Here is a 17750-nt window from a genome sequence, read left to right as displayed (position 1 = left end):
AAAAGCGCCTGAATTTAATTTGTCGGTATTCACGTTAAGCTTGCTCTAGAAAATATAAATTTGAGGTTACTGTTTGATAAAAAGTCATCTTTTCTTAAACCCCTTTGTTAAAAAGAACGCGTCCATTGCTTGGCCAATTGCTTTAAATGGTTTGCTTATGCAATCAATGTTGATGGTTGATACATTGATTGTAGCGCCATTAGGCGAAGTTGCTCTGGCAGGGATGGGGATAGCATCAACATTAATCGCTTTTATTTTGGGAATTCAATTCGCATTATCTAACGGTACGCAGTTAGTGGTTGGTCGTGCTTTTGGCGCTAAAAGTCAATATGCCTTGTCGTTGGCCTTTTATTCTGGGTTAGCGATAAACGTTATTTCCGCCATTATCTTTTTTATAGGTTTAGCAACTTTCAGTGAGGGGGTAATTGCTTGGCTTAGTCAAGATAAAAAGCTAGCAGAGCAAGCGCTAATTTATCTTTCTATTAGTCAATATATGGTGCTAGTCACTGCGAGCACGCAAGTTTGTACCGCTTTTTTCAATGGTACGGGTAAGTCTCATATCCCCTTAAAAGGATATCTTTTTGAATTGCCGATCAATGCCCTGATCAGTTATTTACTGGTCTTTGGCTGGCAATTTCCCGATATTACATTGTTTTCACTATTTAATTTGAGTGAATTAAGTTTTCAAGGTAAAGGTCTAGCGGGAGCCGCTTATGGAAGTTTAATAGCGGTTTGTTTACGTTGTGCTTATTTATTGTGGCAAATTCACGGTCAAGTCAAACTTACAATTAACCGTCAACTATCGCTGTTTATTACCGAATGTAAACGTCATTTTATTGAAATTTATCCCATTGCCGCAAATTATATTATTTTAGCGGTAGGTGCCACAGTGTATTTACTGTTGTTTTCACAGTTAAGTATTTATTCCTATGCTGCGGTGACTTTAATATTTCCTTGGATTCGCATTGGTGCTCAATTTGTTAATTCATGGGCGCATGCATCAGCGATATGCATTAGCCAAGCAATCGGGAAAAACCAAACCTATCAAATAAAATACATGATCATCAGTAGTGTGGCGATAGCGATGATAGGGGCGGTCATTACGGCACTAGGCTTTTACTTGTTGAGCTTGTCCATTCATTTTATTTATCCGAATATCGCAAGCGAAACCTATATCGCTTTGTCGAGCATTGCGCCCTTATATATATTTTTACCGATAGTAAAAACTTATAACGCTTTAGCGGGTAATGTATTAAGGGCGTTAGGTAAAAGTTTAACCGTATTAAAAATTCATTTTGTTACTCAATGGTTTATTGTGTTGCCAGCATGTTCAATGATGATTTTATATTACCAACTTCCTCTGTATTGGGCATTTTCATTGCTAGTGATCGAAGAGTTAATAAAGTTTATCCCGTTTTATAAAACGTTAAAATTAATGAAAAAATAGCTCTTTCTCGCAGATTTATCGGTTATTTATTTTATTATATTTATGTAGCGTTTTCTCATCTTGCATTAATTTTAGTGTATTTTTTTACAAGACAATCTTTCAACTAACTGGCAAGGAATGGTTATTTTTTGTGGTGCTTGTTGTTTATTATTGATCATACTAAGCAGTAACTCAGCCGCTTTATTGCCAATAGTATAAGGTTCTTGTTTAACGACAGTGATAGGTACCTTAAAAAACTCAGCCATAGGAACATCATCAAAGCCTAATATTGAAACATCTTCAGGTATCGCTACATTGGCATTATTTAATACCGTTAGCAATTGAGTGGTGACGGCCAAATGTTGGGTAAAAAATGCCGTTGGTGGTGCAGTACTACTCAGTAAATTCAATGGGGATTGATGAAAGCCTTTTGTTCTATCCCAATAAAGTAACATGTCATTATTTAAGGGGATATTATACATTTTTAATGCATCAGCATAGCCTTGATAGCGTTCATTTCTCGAATGTACTTCAGTAAAGTCTTGAGTGACAAAGCAAATGTTTTTATGACCTAATTCAATTAAGTATTTGGTTGCAGTAAATGATGCTTGTTTATAATCAGATAAAATAATGTTTTTTGCTTGATTATCGTGCTCAAGTTGAAAATGCACAATTGGTAAGGCTTTCTCTTCTAATTCAGCAATGATTGTTGGGTTGTTACCTGATGACGCAATAATAATACCGTCTACACGTAGTTGGCTTAGGGCATATAACGCTTTAGCTTCAACGTCAGGATCAAAGTCACTGTTGTAAATAATGGCGTTATATTCATGTTGCTTGCAAAAATCGTCGATGCCTCTAATCGCTTTACCTGTGTAAGAACCCGTAATATCTCTAACAATTACGCCAATGGTTTTGGTTTTATCGGTTTTAAGACTACGAGCAATTGGGTTTGGAATGTAATTTAGCTCATCTACCGCCGCTTTAATTTTCTCTTTGGTTTTCTTCGACATGTAATCAAAACGGCCATTAAGGTATTGAGATACCGTACTTTTTGATACGCCTGCGCATTGTGCAACATCAATTATTTTAATTTTTGGCATTCGGGGTTGTTCTATTGGTAAAAAGCAAACTCAGGTTGACATGATGCATTGTTGTGTTAAATTAATCAACTAAACCGGTTTAGTAAATCGATTTAGTTGATTAGATGTTTACTGTTAAAACCATTGGATAAGGGTAATAGATAGTGAGGCGAACAGGTGTTCATTAAAGATATAAAGGTATTTGTGTGTAGCCCGGGAAGAAACTTTGTCACGGTAAAAGTGATAACAGATACCGGTATTTTTGGCTTAGGTGATGCTACCGTAAATGGGCGTGAAATGGCGGTAGTTGCTTTCTTGCAAGAGCATGTTGCGCCTTGTCTTATTGGCCGAAATCCACACGATATTGAAGATATTTGGCAATACTTGTATCGTGGCGTGTATTGGCGAAAAGGGCCGATTAATATGGCGGCAATAGCAGCAATAGACATGGCGTTATGGGATATTAAAGGCAAAGTCGCCGGATTGCCTGTTTATCAATTACTGGGTGGGAAAAGTCGCAAAGGCGTTACTTTATATGCTCATGCTAATGGCGAGAGCATTACCGATACTTTAGATAAAGCCGAAGCGTTAATCAGCCAAGGGTTTAAAGCAATACGACTTCAATCTGCTATACCGGGTTTAAAAGTTACTTATGGCGTGTTAGGTGATAAAAAAGATTATTTTGAGTTGCAAGGCAATCGACCATTACCTCCTGAAGAAGACTGGTCAACAGCCAAATACTTTCAAATGATTGATGAATTATTTAAACAAGCGAGAGCTCGATTAGGTGATGAAGTGCAGTTAGTGCACGATGTTCATAGTCGTTTAACGCCTATAGAGTCAGCTAAACTCGGCAAAATGTTAGAAAAATACAATCTACTCTTCTTAGAAGATGCTTCGATGGCAGAAAATCAAGAAAACTATCGAGTGATCCGCCAACACACCACAACACCAATGGCGATAGGGGAAACCTATAACACGCTTTGGGATTGCAAAGATCTCATTCAAGAGCAATTAATTGACTACATTCGAGTGGCAGCAACTCATGCTGGCGGTATTACCTCGTTAAGGCGTATCGCAGACTTTGCTTCTATATTTAATGTTAAAACAGCGCCACATGGCGCGCCAGATTTATCGCCTATTTGTTTAGCTGCGCATATGCATTTAAATATTTGGGCACCTAATTTTGGTATCCAAGAGTTTGTTGGTTTTGGCAACGAGCAACTTCAAGCAGTGTTTAAGCATAGTGTCACCGTTGAAAATGGCATGGCGATGGTCAGTGATGAGCCCGGGTTAGGGGTTGATTTTGATGAGGACGCCGCAAAAGAGTTGCCATATAAACGCTCCTATTTACCGGTTTGTCGTCTTGAAGATGGCACCGTGTGGAATTGGTAAGAGTAAATTCAAATATCTTGGTTTTTTCAGTTTATATTAGTTAGGAAAGATAATGAGTAAGAAAGTAAAAGTATTAATTCATGGAACTGGGTTTGCAGGACAAGGGCATGCAGAAGCCTTTAGATTAGCCAATGCTGAAGTAGTTGGCATTGTTGGCCGTACAGAAAGCGTAGTGAAGCAAGTGGCAAAAGAAATGAATATTCCTTATGCCGGTACCAACTGGCAACAAGCCTTAGAAGCGTGTCAACCTGATGTTGTTTCTATTGGCACGCCAGGTGGTGCTCATGTTGAACCGATAAAACAAGCGATAGCCTTTGGCTGCCATGTTTTTAGCGATAAGCCATTAACTCAATGTGGCGAGTCGGCTAAAGAGCTTTATCAATTGGCGCTTGCCAAACCAGTGAAAACAGCATTCGCGTCAAGCTTTAGATATATGCCAGAAGTCTTGCACGCAAAAAGATTAGTGGCTGAAGGGGCTATTGGTGAGCCATTAGAAGTTGAATGTATTTCGCACTTCAACTTAGAACGCGATATTCCGTTTGGTTGGTCACATAGGAAAGAAGACGGTGGCGGCCGACTGAACAATAACTTCACTCATAAACTTTCCATTGTAACGTCGGTAATCGGTGAACAAATTTTAGCGATTAATGGCGAGGTAAGGGACGATTTAGGCAAAGCGCCAATTGTTGAAGGCGTCCATAACTTTAAAAAACGCCGAGATTTTATTCCGGATGATCTGACGGATGAGTCATTAAAATGGGGGGAGAGTAATGTTGAATGGTCTTATACGGTATTAGCAAAACTGCAAAGTGAATTTGCCGCAAAGCCAGTGTCGGTTTTGTTTAAACATGGAGGCTTACACCCGCGTTTTCATGAAGATTATATTGCCTTTTATGGCAGTAAAGGAACGCTTTATATTAAAGGGCATTATGGCAGTGGTCCGCTTTATCTTTGGGGAGAAAATAAAGACTGGCAAGAAGTGCCTTTACCTAGTGATATTGCCGCGTCAGTACCAGATGTTGAAGGCGATACCGAAAGAAACTGGGCTTATTTAGTACGTGAGTTTGTAAAAGATATTCAGGGGGAGTCTGTTGCACCATATCAAACCTTCAAAGAAGGTGCTCAGTACCAACAGTTAATTGATATAATTAGAAAAAATGACAAATACCAAGATGTAACTCACTTATCGTAACAAGGCTGTTTTTATGTTGTATGAATATATTGTCATTTTTGGTTATTTTTTACTGATAGTCGGCATAGGTTTCGCCTTTAAAAATATGGCTAAATCATCCACTAGCGATTACTTTCGCGGAGGTGGGCGAATGTTGTGGTGGATGGTAGGTTCAACAGCATTTATGGCGCAGTTTTCAGCTTGGACTTTTACGGGAGCTGCAGGTAAAGCATTCACTGATGGTTTTGCGGTATGTTTAGTTTTTTTCGCAAACACCTTTGCTTATTTTTGCGGCTGGGCCTATTTTTCTCATCGTTTTCGTCAAATGCGAGTTGATACGCCAACAGAAGGTATTCGTCGACGTTTTGGCCACCAAAATGAGCAATTTTTTTCATGGGCGTTGATTGTCTTTAGCTTAATTAATGCCGGCATTTGGCTGAATGCTTTAGGCGTTTTTAGTAGCGTAGTGTTTGATACCGACATTAGTTACACCATTATTATTTCTGGTTTAACGGTTCTTTTTGTTTCTGTGTTATCAGGAGCGTGGGGGGTAGTTGCGTCTGATTTCGTGCAAACACTAGTGGTTGCTGTTGTTTCAATTGCGTGTGCGATTATCGCGTTAGTGAAAGTAGGCGGGCCTACCGTAATGATAAACGAGTTTCCAACAGATTTTATCATGGGGCCAGACATGAATTACGGTTTATTACTCGTTGGTACTTTTGTATTTTTTCTTGCTAAGCAAATGATCACTATCATGAATTTGAATGACTCCTTTCGTTTTTTAAACGCGAAAGATTCAGATAACGCAAGAAAAGCCTCATTACTTGCCATGGTGTTAATGGGAGTGGGGAGTATTATTTGGTTTATTCCCCCTTGGGCATCGGCAATTTTGTATCCAGACGCAGCCGCTGCTTATCCTGAGTTGGGTAACAAGGCTAGTGATGCTGTGTATTTAGTGTTTACTCGAAATGCTATGCCAATTGGTACGGTAGGTTTACTACTCGCGGGCTTATTTGCCGCTTCTATGTCTTCGATGGATTCTGCCTTAAATAAAAATGCCGGTATTTTTGTTCGAAGTATTTATCAGCCTTTTTTCGCCAAAAAAAGCATGGATGATAAGGCGTTATTAAAGATTAGCCAAATTGTCAGTTTTGCTTGTGGAATTCTGGCAATCGGTTTTGCTTTATTTTTTAAGTCATTAAAAGAACTGAGTTTATTTGAACTGATGATGTCAGTTTCAACGATGATTCAGGTACCTTTATTGATCCCGCTAATTTTTGGTCTATTCATTAAAAAAACACCGCAATGGGCGCCTTGGGTCACCGTTATTTTAGGCTTATTTGTCTCGTGGTTTATGATGAATATATTAACGCCACAAGTTTTTGCCAGCTGGATAGGTATTGAAGAGCTGACTCGACGAGAGTCAGTTGACATGAACCTTATGCTGACCATTGCAGGTCACTTACTTATAACGGTGTCTTTCTTTTGTTTAACGACATTTTTTTATCAAGAAGAAAAAGATAGTCATAAGCAAGAAACCGATAAGTTTTTCACTGACATTATTACGCCCGTAATTGCTGATGCTGAGCAAGATGATTACGACTGTCAGCAAAGAGATAAGTTAGGTTTGATGGTGGTTATTATGGGCAGTGGCATGTTATTGATGACATTAATCCCTAATCCATTATGGGGACGTTTGGTGTTTTTAGCCTGTGCCTTGGTGATACTTGGTATTGGTTTGTTATTAAGAAAAAGTGCCCGTAAAACGTCAATTCATTCAGTTGTCAGCACCAGCGTTGATAAAGCGATTTAGGACTTTACTTATTACATGAAAAATATATTAAAAGAATGTGTTTTTATAGTCGCTTATTTTGTAACTGTGGTTGTGACTACCGCTCAAGCGAATACAGTATCGTTAACCCATGGAACTGATAAATCGGCCGGTAATCTCAATGCTTATATTATAACGACACCGTCAGCTACTTATTTCTTGGAAAAACAAGGCGGTGGTTTGTCAAGTATGCTTGATAGAAACGGTGTCGATTGGCTTGGTTTTCATCCTAAAAAAGGCTCAGGCCATAAAGGTGAATATCGTGGTTTCCCAAATGCCGTACATAAGCAAGATGGTAATTATTTTCATGCTTTGATGGCGAGTACTGAGACTTCAACGTCAATAATTGAAATTGAAAAGTCAGATCATGTTCGCATTGTATTCATTTCGGGGAATAAAAATTGGCGTGGCCAATGGGATTTTTACCCTGATCGCAGCGACTTTACGATGACAAAAGTTAGCAGCGGCTATAAATATTGGGTGTTATACGAAGGGATCCCCGGCGGTAAAATGGCCCAATCTGGTTTTTGGTATGCCTCAGAAGACCGTATAGCACATAACATTTTTGAACCACGTTTAGGGGATTTGCCTTCGCCAGAATGGACAGCATTTGGTGATAGTAATTCTGAGCGAATGTTATATCTTTTTCATCACCAAGATGATGATTTAGCTGATGATTATGTTAGTAGACCTGATATGACTGTGATGGGATTTGGTCGTCATAATAAAGAAAAATACTTTACCACGCCACAAACCTTTTCCATTGGTTTTATTGAGTCAACGAGTTATTCTGATGTTGAAAGTAAAATTCAACAAATAATTCACTCATCTCAGTGAAGTTGATCACCCTTTATTCCCTCGCTTGTTGTACCGTTTATTGTCTAACAAGCGACTTCATTAATTAAATAATAATTTCATTAGCTTATACGATAATTATTGCTTTATAAGTCACTTCACAAATAAACAGTTTCATAAATACTCCAGTTTACCTATCAGTAAGTTCTCATTTTCCAACGCCTCAATTTCAAAATTAAATCAGTAATAACAAAATTTAACCTCGAAAGATCAACACGCCCTAATCTACTTCTAAAAATGTAAGTAATAAAATAAATATCGCTACCGTGTTTAATCAAATTTTTTGATTGATAAAGCGAAAATATTTCGCTTTTCTATTTTATATTTTAGGCACATTATTTACTCGAAAATCCAATGATGATTATTTTTATAAGGTAAAGAAATGATTATTGATACATACGATGAAACAGAAACAATCGACGACGAATTCGACTCTGGTATAGCGGGTTATGAAATTGCTTATAGTTCAACACAAAAAACCATGTCAAGGAAGTCGGCTAAACAAAGAGATCGAATAAGACAACGATTAGATTCGTTATGTGAAACAAAAATGCTAAATAGACAACTAAATTCATTTAGCGACCATTGGGATATCTAACCTATGTTTAACACAAGAGTGACAGTGATGAAAAAAGTATTAGTAGTTGTAGCGGCGTTATTTTTACCCTTAAATATTGCCAACGGTGAAGAAGTAGCATTAGATAAATTAGTTGCTGATAAAGATTTTGTCATTAGTTTACTAATGAATTGTAAAGAAGATGCTGTAGAAGATGAAATTGCTGATATTGATATGCATGATTATTTAATGACTTGCATTAATGATGAATTAGAAATGATTGATTATCAGCCAATTACTGAGTTACCTAAGGTTGATGATATTCCGGATACCATTAAATAACTCTGTCATTTAGCAAAAGCTTTAAGTAACTCAAATTTTTTAGCTCATTTTAATGATACTCAACTTATAGTTAATTCAATTTAATTTAAGTACAAGTATATAAAATTGATAAAGTGGGCTGACTCATTTGAGTTACTTTATTTTGCTACGAGTATTCGGCTTAGCGTTTTTGTCATAGTGTTAACAATCTTAAAAAACCTTAAATAGAAACATACGGAAAAAGCTGTAAAACATCTTCAATGATTTCTTTTTTCTGAGTTTTAGCTAAATACACGGCAAAAATTTCCCGCGAATAAACGGGGGCATCTTCGACTAAAAACAATTTATTACTCTCGATATATTCAAAGGTCATTTGTCTTGGTAAATAAGCACTACCACCTGCATCTAACAGAAAATTAAGGGCAATTCTAGGTTGGCTCATATGATGTTTTGCCGGTGGCGCGTCTTGAAATTCTCGTAAATGCTGCGCATTCACCGCTTCGCCGTAATCCACCATAATATAGTTATCTAAAGAGAACGGCTCTTTCTTTTCATTCGGCTCTGTCGTTACTAAATGCAAGGGAACAGAAGCGACTTTTTCCGTCATTAAATCTTCAACAAATGGCTGCTCGAATAAAAATGCAAGATCTATCACTCGACTTAAAATGCCTTTTCTTAATTCATTTGGCGAATAGGTATTAGTGAGTAAGTTAATCTCTTCAAAATTACGATGAATTTTTTTAAGCCAGTCTTGTAAGACGATATCCCAGATCGACATCATAGAACCAATCACTAATTGATGTGCGCCACTATCAGCTAGACCAACATCTTGCTTGGTTTTTTGCCACATAAAAATCATTTCATTCGCGTGTTTTATCAGTCTGTTTCCTTCCGAAGTTAACTTTAAATGCTTTTGACTTCTATCGAATAATAAAACGCCTAGATCATCTTCTAATAACTTTATTCGGGCACTAACAGCTGATTGCGTGATAAATAAATTTTCTGATGCAATTCTAAAGTGTAGAGTCCTACTGACTTCTAAAAAGGTTTTTAATAATTCTATCTTCATAAAATATCCGAAAACGCTTCTAATCGATTTTTTTGATTGAACTCATAAAAATATAGCGTTTTAATGTTTGAATTCTTCACTATACACTCCGCCTAAATATTTACACCTTTTAAATTATTAAAAAATTCAGTGGAACGTAAGGAATTATTATGAAAGTGGCAATTTTATCAAGAAACGAAAATTTATACTCAACCCGTCGATTAAAAGAAGCTGGTGAAGCATTAGGTCATGAAGTTGATGTTATCGATACCTTGCATTGCTATATGGATATCACTAGTGCTCGCTCTCGTGTGCGTTATCATGGTAAAGAATTACCTATGTATGATGCAATCATTCCACGTATTGGTGCTTCGGTGACTTTTTACGGCACTGCGGTTGCAAGACAATTTGAAATGATGGGCACTTTTAATATCAATGAGTCTGTGGCTATTAGTCGTTCGCGCGATAAGTTACGTTCTTTGCAGTTATTATCAAGAAAAGGGATTGGCTTGCCACGTACCGGTTTTGCTAGCAAGCCAGATAACATTAAAGATTTAATAAAAAATGTTGGTGGCGCACCTGTTGTTATTAAATTGCTAGAAGGCACACAAGGCATTGGTGTAGTTTTAGCGGATACTGCTAAAGCGGCTGAGTCGATTATCGAAGCATTTATGGGCTTAAAGGCAAACATTTTAGTACAAGAGTTTGTTAAAGAAGCAGGCGGTGCAGACATTCGATGTTTAGTGATTGGTGGTAAAGTTGTTGCGGCAATGAAACGTCAGGGTGCTGAAGGGGAGTTTCGCTCTAACCTTCATCGTGGCGGCTCTGCTGAAATTGTTAAGTTATCAAGAGAAGAGCGCGAAACGGCGGTAAATGCAGCGAAAGCGATGGGGTTGAATATGTGTGGCGTTGATTTGCTACGTTCGCAAAGTGGTCCTATGGTCATGGAAGTCAACTCATCTCCAGGGCTTGAGGGTATTGAAACTGCGACAGGCAAAGATGTAGCAAGTATGGTTTTTCATTTTTTAGAAAAAAACGCGAAACCAAATAAAACTCAAACACGTGGTAATGGTTAATTTTAGGAAAAAGTGTGATGGATGTTTTACGTATAGGTGAATTTGATATTTTACCCGGTGAGCAAAAGAAAATTGAACTGCCGGTTGCCAAGTTATATACCGATGCTAATGTTTCTTTACCTGTGCATATTATTCGCGCAAAGAAACCTGGCCCTACTATTTTTGTTAGTGCAGCGGTGCATGGTGACGAGTTAAATGGTATTGAGATCATCAGGCGTTTAATCAACCAAAATAAATTTAAAATCATTAAAGGGACGGTTATTGCCGTACCTATGGTGAATGTTTATGGCGTGGTGAATCAAAGCCGTTATATGCCAGATAGACGCGATTTAAACCGCTGCTTTCCTGGCTCAGCAAAAGGTTCATTAGCAGGGCGAGTCGCTCATATATTTCTTAATGAAATAGTGAAACATTGCGATTATGGTATTGATTTACACACAGGGGCGATACATCGTTCAAATTTACCGCAAATACGGGCGAATATGCTTGATGCTGAAACCAAAGAGTTAGCTGAAGTATTTGCTGTGCCAGTGGTATTAAATTCTAATTTAGTTGATGGCTCATTGCGTGAGTCGGCAATTAAAAATGAAACGAAAATATTATTGTACGAAGCAGGTGAAGCATTAAGGTTTGATGAATTTTCAATTCGTGCTGGCATGAAAGGCATTTTAAATGTATTACAACATTTAGGCATGAAACGAAAAAGTAGCGCAACTAAACGCAAGAAAGTAGTGCCTTTTATCGCCAATGGTAGCCAATGGGTGAGAGCCAACGCAAGTGGCATAGTACATAACGTGGTTGAATTAGGCGATCAAATCACCAAAGGACAAGTGTTAGCTGAAATAGGCAGTCCATATGGTGAAGTACTTGATTTAGTAAAAGCAACGCGGTCAGGTATTTTAATTGGTAAGCAGAATATTCCTTTAGTACAAGAAGGTGAAGCGATGTTTCATGTTGCTTACTTTAGTGAAGATGATGAAGAAATTGCAGAACATATTGAACAGGTGCAAGAACAATTATTACCAGAGCATAATGATATTTAGGAATGAATATGAGTACGGAAAATAAAGTAATTATCGGTTGTCTAGAATCGATTGCCTTACCTGAACTTGCGATTGATGATTTACAAGTTCGGGTAGATACCGGAGCAAAAACTTCTTCGTTACATGTTGATAATATTACTAAAGTGACTAAAAATGGTAAAAGGTGCGTGAGTTTTGATATTCATCCTGACGCCTATAATGTTGAGACCATTGTGAATTGTACGGCGGCGATTAGCGATATTAGAAAAGTAAAGTCATCGAATGGCAATACTGAGCAGCGTTATGTGATTCGCACACCGGTTATACTTGGTAATGAAAAATGGTCGATTGAAATAACGTTAACCGACCGTTCTGATATGAGTTATCTCATGCTGTTTGGACGTGAAGCGATTGGCAATAAATTTTTAGTCGACCCTTCACAGGTTTTTTTAGCGATGAAAACGTAAAAAGGAGAGAGTATGAATTTTGCTAATATTAAAGCCATATTGTCGACCCCGATTTTTACAATCTCTGAACAACCTATTTCTTTAGGGGAATTATTATTAATTCCCCTTATTATTTATATCGGTTTATTAGTAACAAAATGGACGGCAAGAATTGTTACTAAACGTTTAACGTCTAAAAATACTGATCCTAATCTTATTCATTTATTGCAACGTGTTTTATACGTAACAGCGATAACTATTTTATTTATTACTACCCTTGATCTCATTAATGTTCCTATTGCAGCTTTTGCTTTTTTGTCGGGTGCTATTGCTATCGGCTTTGGTTTTGGCGCGCAAAATATTATCAATAATTTTATTAGCGGTTGGATCTTAATGTGGGAACGGCCTATTCGCATAGGTGATTTTTTAGAGGTTGAAAATGCCAAAGGAGTAGTAGAAGAAATTAACACTCGTTCAACGCGAATTAGACGAGTTGATGGCGTACATTTATTAATTCCCAACAGTAAATTGCTTGAAAATACGGTAGTGAATTGGACGCTTAAAGACAGTTTAGTGCGTACTAGTGTGCGTGTTGGGGTTGCTTATGGTACCAGAGCAAAACTAGTGGCTGATTTGATTTTAGAAGCAACTTTAGCGCAAAAAGAAGTGTTAACTGATCCTAAACCAGTCGTTAGTTTTGAAGACTTTGGTGATAATGCGTTAATCTTTGAAGTTAATTTTTGGATAAATTCTAAGGTTGAAGGCGGCTTACGCGTTACTCGCAGTAATATTCGTTTTACTTTAGATGAATTGTTTGAAAAACATCAGGTTGTTGTCGCGTTTCCTCAACGGGATGTGCATGTTGATGGTTCATTAACGCTCATAAAACAGGGTGTTAATTCAAACGCTACCCCTGAAAGCTAAGCAAGTTTATTTATGCAAATAACTATGCTGGTTAATAACTATGCTGACTAATAGCATGGAAGTAGGAGTACTACTTCCATGTTGATTTATCTATAGTTCATCTTTCGGTACTTTAGTTTTTGTACTTTATTATTTCTAATAAATTATTTTGTTTTGGCTATTTTATTTTTCTGTTCAAACCATAAACGCATAAAGTCAGCGGTTAAGTTTTGTTCTATTTCTAATGCCGTATCCGTTGGGCAAAAAACGGTAAAGAATACTTGGGTATCACCAATATCAGACGTAGCCACTTGAATATGAGGCTCTGGTCCAGCAATATTTATGTCTAAGCGATTTTCAATCAGCTGATTATATCGCATCGCTACATCTTTAAAGTCTGCACAATATGCATTCGCTTTTTCATATAATTGATCAATAAATTCAAATGGATTGACACTGTCATCTCTTACTATAGTGAAATGGTGCATAGCATAACGTTTCAAAAAGTTAAGGTTTTTAATGACAGAGGTAATAAGCTGACTATTCGGTAAATACAGTGTTTTACCGGTATATTGATAACTGTCTTTATCTACTTCTAATAAAGTAAGTTTTGCCCAATCGGTGGAGTGCACTTCACCAAAGTAATTACCTACTTGAATCCAGTCACCAATTCTAAAGGGTCTACTTGATAAAATATAAACAAAGCCAATGAAACACTGAATGAATTCTCTTGTTGCTAACACAATTGCAACGATAAAAGCGGCAATGGAAAAAGCGAATTTTTGAATTTCCTCTGTCCAAATATTAAAGATCAAGACGATCATCAATACGGTATAAATATTATTGACGATATTAATTTGTAATCTTTTATCGCGTTTTGACTTCTTTTTGATCACCTTAACTAACAGCAACTTCAATAAATAAAAAGCACTAATACATAATATGGATAACACGAACTTATTGTTGAAAAATGTTGGTGATAATGCCGTTAAACTACTGATCTGATCCCATAATTCCATGTAAAATTTTTATAACCTTTTGTCCTGAATGTGAATAATTATAAAGAAATTTGCCTTCTTTGGTTAGCGATGGTTAAATTTTTATTTAAGTTCTGTTATTGATTAACGGCTACAATAGCAATCGAAACGCTTAATGTGTACCGGGAATACCCAAATCTTACATTAAACGTTTCGATCACTATTTGCTTTAAGCGGTAATCATATATTTAATTGAGAGATCAACTACCTCTAATATTTTGTAGTTGTATTAACGTTTGCTCTGGACCTAACTTGTTTAAACTTGCGTTGATTTCTTTTTGCTTAGATTCCAACATACTAATGCCTTCAACCACAATATCATAAAACAACCAAGTTTCATCGCGCAATTTTATAAGTTTTAATATGGCTTTATTGGATTTGTTTTTACCAATAATCGTCATATTCACCATAGCTACTTTACCGCTTTTTGAAAGTGAACTCGTACCAATGTTGATGGCTTCGTTATCATACTTGCTTAGTAAATGACTATAAGTATTAAGTAATTGGCTTGTTAACTCAGTTCTGAACGCCTCTTTATGCTCAGGAGATAATTTAGCTAAATGAAGTCCTAATACTTTATGGCTAAAATATTGTGTACTAACTTCTGGTAATAAATACTGCTCTAAAACTACGCGAATATTGCTACGAGATAGTTGATTAGCACTTTTTAAAGGGATCAGAGCTGCTTCTATATTAGTAAATACGTTTTTAACTTTTTCTTCTGGTGAAACGTCATTCGCTAACGCTAAGGAAGAAATTAAAATTGTTAATATTACAAAGATCAATACAAAGATATTGATGTTTCTTTCATAGGGGTTTTTCATTGTATTCTTTATTTAATTTGTATTAATAATTGCGGTGATTGTATGGGGAAAATGAAAACAGGCAAGCGTAATAAATTGTTTATATCAATCAAAAAAATTGATTAAGTGGCAATAAGTGTAAGTTAATCGTTGGTTAACCTTCTTCTTTAATATTCCTCTTTAATTTTAATGCTAAATAACGCACGTTTAGCGAGTTGTTTTTATTAAACGGTAGATAACATTTTTATACCGATTAACAACTGTGAAAACACCTGTGTAAATATAAAAAACAACGTTTAAAAAGTAAAAGTAACTTTTTCAGTTGAAAATTCCAAAAGTTATTAACGTTAAAGTTTCTCTTTAAAAACAACTAATTAAAAGTCTCTGTTTTTTGTTTTCTGCAAAGAAATAAAAATAATTGTAAAAAAGCTTGATACTGTACGGTCATACAGTATACTTCGTCACATAAGTTAGTTTTTAGATAAAAATTGTGGAGCACGAAATGGACGATAATAAAGAAAAAGCACTATCTGCAGCACTCAGCCAAATAGAACGTCAATTTGGTAAAGGTTCAATTATGAAGCTGGGCGAAAATCGCAGTATGGATGTAGAAACCATTTCTACAGGTTCACTTGGATTGGACATTGCGTTAGGAGCTGGCGGTTTACCCATGGGACGAGTTGTTGAAATTTACGGTCCTGAATCAAGTGGTAAAACAACCTTAACGTTAGAAGTTATCGCTGAAGCTCAGCGCAACGGTAAAGTATGTGCGTTTGTTGATGCAGAACATGCCCTTGACCCTATTTATGCTGAAAAACTTGGCGTGAATATTAATGAATTATTAGTTTCTCAACCAGATACCGGTGAACAAGCATTAGAAATTTGTGACATGTTAACGCGTTCTGGTGCCGTTGACGTTATTGTTGTCGATTCTGTTGCCGCACTTACACCTAAAGCTGAAATTGAAGGTGATATGGGAGATTCTCACATGGGTCTGCAAGCTCGTATGCTTTCTCAAGCAATGCGTAAGCTTACCGGTAACTTGAAACAATCGAATACTATGATGATTTTCATTAACCAAATTCGTATGAAAATTGGTGTGATGTTTGGTTCACCAGAAACAACAACCGGTGGTAATGCACTAAAATTCTACGCTTCTGTACGTTTAGATATTCGTCGTATCGGTGCTGTGAAAGCCGGTGATGAAATTGTTGGTAACGAAACGCGTGTTAAAGTAGTTAAAAATAAAATTGCTCCGCCATTTAAACAAGTTGAATTCCAAATTTTATACGGTGAAGGTATTAATAGCTTAGGCGAGTTAATTGATTTAGGTGTTCAACATAAAATGGTTGAAAAAGCCGGTTCTTGGTATAGCTACAATGGTGACCGTATTGGCCAAGGTAAAGCCAATGCGACTAAGTATTTAACCGAAAAACCAGAAGTTGCTAAAGAGCTTGATGGTCGTTTAAGAGAGTTGTTATTAACAAAAGCAACGGATAAGGTTGAAAAAGAAGAAGCAGTTACTGAGCAATAAGCTGAAATAACTAGCTTAGCAACTCAAATAAATCTCGAAAAGCCATTACTCTTGTAATGGCTTTTTTATGGGGGCTGATTCAAGCAAGTTGTGAAAAATATTGTGTATATCCATCACAATAGATAAAAGTTATAAGATGAAATAAAATCATTTAGACGTCTATACGTTTAGAAGTTGACATAGCCAAAGTTAAAAGGCACAGTAGTGTCTATACTGTGTATGAACTATGTGCACGAGTTTAATCGCAAAATGTTATGTTGAATGTCAGTGTTGTAGGTACTCTTTATGCCCATTAAAATCCCTAATGAATTACCGGCTTTATCGATATTAGATAAAGAGAATATCTTTGTAATGTCAGAGCATCGCGCGGCAAATCAAGACATTCGTCCGATGAAAGTAGCGATTTTAAATTTGATGCCGAATAAAATTGAAACTGAAGTGCAAATCTTAAGAATGTTGTCGAATACGCCGCTGCAAATTAATATAGATTTTGTTCGTATTCATGCCAATGAATCAAAGCATACTCCGAAAGAGCATTTAGATAATTTTTATTGTTTATTTGATGACATTAAAGACACGCAATATGACGGGTTAATAATCACAGGCGCACCTTTAGCTTTGCTCGAGTACGAAAAAGTAACATTTTGGGATAAAATTTGCGAAGTGTTTGATTGGGCTGAAAATAATGTCACATCAACCATGTTTTCATGTTGGGCTGCGCATGCCGCTTTATATCATCATTATGGACTAAACCGTCATCTGAGAAAGAAAAAACTTTCGGGTGTTTATCAGCATAGCCCTGTTGATCCAAAAGAGCAGTTAACCCGAGGCTTTGAAGAGTTTTTTAATGTGCCACATTCTCGCTATGGTTATATTGATAAAGCCGATTATTTAAGTGTACCTGAATTAAAAATTATTGCCGAGTCAGAAGAGGCGGGTGTTTATGTGGTGGCGAGTAAAAATAAGCAGCAAGTGTATTTAACTGGCCATCCTGAATACGATGCGACTACGTTAGATGAAGAATATCATCGTGACTTAAATATCGACGAAAAGGCAATCATGCCTGAAAATTATTATCCTAATAATGATATGACTAAAAGACCGCATAGTTCATGGCGTAGTCATGGCAGTTTATTATTTACCAATTGGCTCAACTATTATGTTTATCAAATAACACCTTATTTATTAGATGCGTCGAACATTCGAGCAAGACAGCCAGAAAACCAAGTTTAAACACGAATAAT

The 17750-nt window shown here is 36.6% G+C and carries 17 protein-coding genes; 13 read left to right on the top strand and 4 right to left on the bottom strand.

The annotated features are described in order from the left end of the window. Positions 1 to 73 precede the first annotated feature (73 nt). Positions 74 to 1447, top strand: coding sequence for an MATE family efflux transporter (locus Q4493_RS11200; RefSeq protein ID WP_303452598.1), 1374 nt, complete (start codon positions 74 to 76; stop codon positions 1445 to 1447). Between the two features lie 71 nt (positions 1448 to 1518). Here Q4493_RS11200 and Q4493_RS11195 read toward each other — a convergent pair whose 3' ends face one another. Next, positions 1519 to 2529 (bottom strand): LacI family DNA-binding transcriptional regulator, encoded by a 1011-nt coding sequence (locus Q4493_RS11195; protein ID WP_303452597.1) that lies wholly within the window; start codon positions 2527 to 2529, stop codon positions 1519 to 1521. A gap of 156 nt (positions 2530 to 2685) precedes the next feature. On the opposite strand from Q4493_RS11195, the gene manD reads away from it, so the two are divergent. From manD to Q4493_RS11165, 6 genes are all read left to right on the top strand, one after another. Then, a complete protein-coding gene (gene manD / locus Q4493_RS11190) occupies positions 2686 to 3903 on the top strand; it encodes a D-mannonate dehydratase ManD (RefSeq protein WP_303452595.1) in 1218 nt (405 codons plus the stop codon). Positions 3904 to 3955: 52 nt separating this feature from the next. Continuing rightward, the gene (locus Q4493_RS11185) at positions 3956 to 5095 is read left to right on the top strand and encodes a Gfo/Idh/MocA family protein (RefSeq protein WP_303452593.1); all 1140 of its coding nucleotides are present in this window, start codon (positions 3956 to 3958) and stop codon (positions 5093 to 5095) included. A gap of 13 nt (positions 5096 to 5108) precedes the next feature. Further along, a complete protein-coding gene (locus tag Q4493_RS11180) occupies positions 5109 to 6887 on the top strand; it encodes a transporter (protein ID WP_303452591.1) in 1779 nt (592 codons plus the stop codon). A gap of 15 nt (positions 6888 to 6902) precedes the next feature. Further along, the gene (locus tag Q4493_RS11175; protein WP_303452589.1) at positions 6903 to 7742 is read left to right on the top strand and encodes a hypothetical protein; all 840 of its coding nucleotides are present in this window, start codon (positions 6903 to 6905) and stop codon (positions 7740 to 7742) included. 400 nt (positions 7743 to 8142) lie between these two features. Then, positions 8143 to 8358: a hypothetical protein gene (locus Q4493_RS11170; RefSeq protein ID WP_303452586.1), complete on the top strand. Its 216-nt coding sequence runs from the start codon at positions 8143 to 8145 to the stop codon at positions 8356 to 8358. Between the two features lie 3 nt (positions 8359 to 8361). After that, positions 8362 to 8658 (top strand): hypothetical protein, encoded by a 297-nt coding sequence (locus Q4493_RS11165; protein WP_303452584.1) that lies wholly within the window; start codon positions 8362 to 8364, stop codon positions 8656 to 8658. Positions 8659 to 8857: 199 nt separating this feature from the next. Here the strand turns inward: Q4493_RS11165 and Q4493_RS11160 are convergent, their stop codons facing one another. Beyond that, entirely contained in the window at positions 8858 to 9706 is an 849-nt protein-coding gene (locus tag Q4493_RS11160) for a LysR family transcriptional regulator (protein WP_303452582.1), read from the bottom strand. A gap of 149 nt (positions 9707 to 9855) precedes the next feature. Here Q4493_RS11160 and rimK point away from each other — a divergent pair, with 149 nt between their 5' ends. From rimK to Q4493_RS11140, 4 genes are read left to right on the top strand one after another with little or no spacing between them, the layout of a single operon-like run. Beyond that, on the top strand, positions 9856 to 10761 hold the full coding sequence (rimK, locus tag Q4493_RS11155) for a 30S ribosomal protein S6--L-glutamate ligase (RefSeq protein WP_303452581.1): 906 nt from the start codon (positions 9856 to 9858) through the stop codon (positions 10759 to 10761). 17 nt (positions 10762 to 10778) lie between these two features. Beyond that, positions 10779 to 11804, top strand: coding sequence for a succinylglutamate desuccinylase/aspartoacylase family protein (locus Q4493_RS11150; protein ID WP_303452579.1), 1026 nt, complete (start codon positions 10779 to 10781; stop codon positions 11802 to 11804). An 8-nt stretch (positions 11805 to 11812) separates the two neighbouring features. Beyond that, positions 11813 to 12250, top strand: a complete 438-nt coding sequence (locus tag Q4493_RS11145; RefSeq protein ID WP_303452577.1) for a RimK/LysX family protein — start codon at positions 11813 to 11815, stop codon at positions 12248 to 12250. 12 nt (positions 12251 to 12262) lie between these two features. Then, positions 12263 to 13153, top strand: coding sequence for a mechanosensitive ion channel family protein (locus Q4493_RS11140; protein WP_303452575.1), 891 nt, complete (start codon positions 12263 to 12265; stop codon positions 13151 to 13153). 143 nt (positions 13154 to 13296) lie between these two features. Here the strand turns inward: Q4493_RS11140 and Q4493_RS11135 are convergent, their stop codons facing one another. Continuing rightward, positions 13297 to 14151 carry a mechanosensitive ion channel family protein gene (locus Q4493_RS11135; RefSeq protein ID WP_303452573.1) on the bottom strand — a complete coding sequence of 285 codons (855 nt, stop codon included), beginning with the start codon at positions 14149 to 14151 and terminating at the stop codon, positions 13297 to 13299. Between the two features lie 218 nt (positions 14152 to 14369). Next, the gene (locus Q4493_RS11130; protein WP_303452571.1) at positions 14370 to 14993 is read right to left on the bottom strand and encodes a phospholipid-binding protein MlaC; all 624 of its coding nucleotides are present in this window, start codon (positions 14991 to 14993) and stop codon (positions 14370 to 14372) included. Between the two features lie 481 nt (positions 14994 to 15474). On the opposite strand from Q4493_RS11130, the gene recA reads away from it, so the two are divergent. Together recA and metA are read left to right on the top strand one after the other, a co-directional pair. Next, a complete protein-coding gene (recA, locus tag Q4493_RS11125; protein ID WP_303452569.1) occupies positions 15475 to 16506 on the top strand; it encodes a recombinase RecA in 1032 nt (343 codons plus the stop codon). Between the two features lie 285 nt (positions 16507 to 16791). Then, entirely contained in the window at positions 16792 to 17739 is a 948-nt protein-coding gene (metA, locus tag Q4493_RS11120) for a homoserine O-succinyltransferase (protein WP_303452567.1), read from the top strand. Positions 17740 to 17750 lie beyond the last annotated feature (11 nt).

Source organism: Colwellia sp. 1_MG-2023 (genome assembly GCF_030546755.1).
Classification (GTDB): domain Bacteria; phylum Pseudomonadota; class Gammaproteobacteria; order Enterobacterales; family Alteromonadaceae; genus Thalassotalea_H.
The sequence above is the reverse complement of the archived record's forward strand: the minus strand, read 5'-3'. Positions and strand labels throughout refer to the sequence as shown.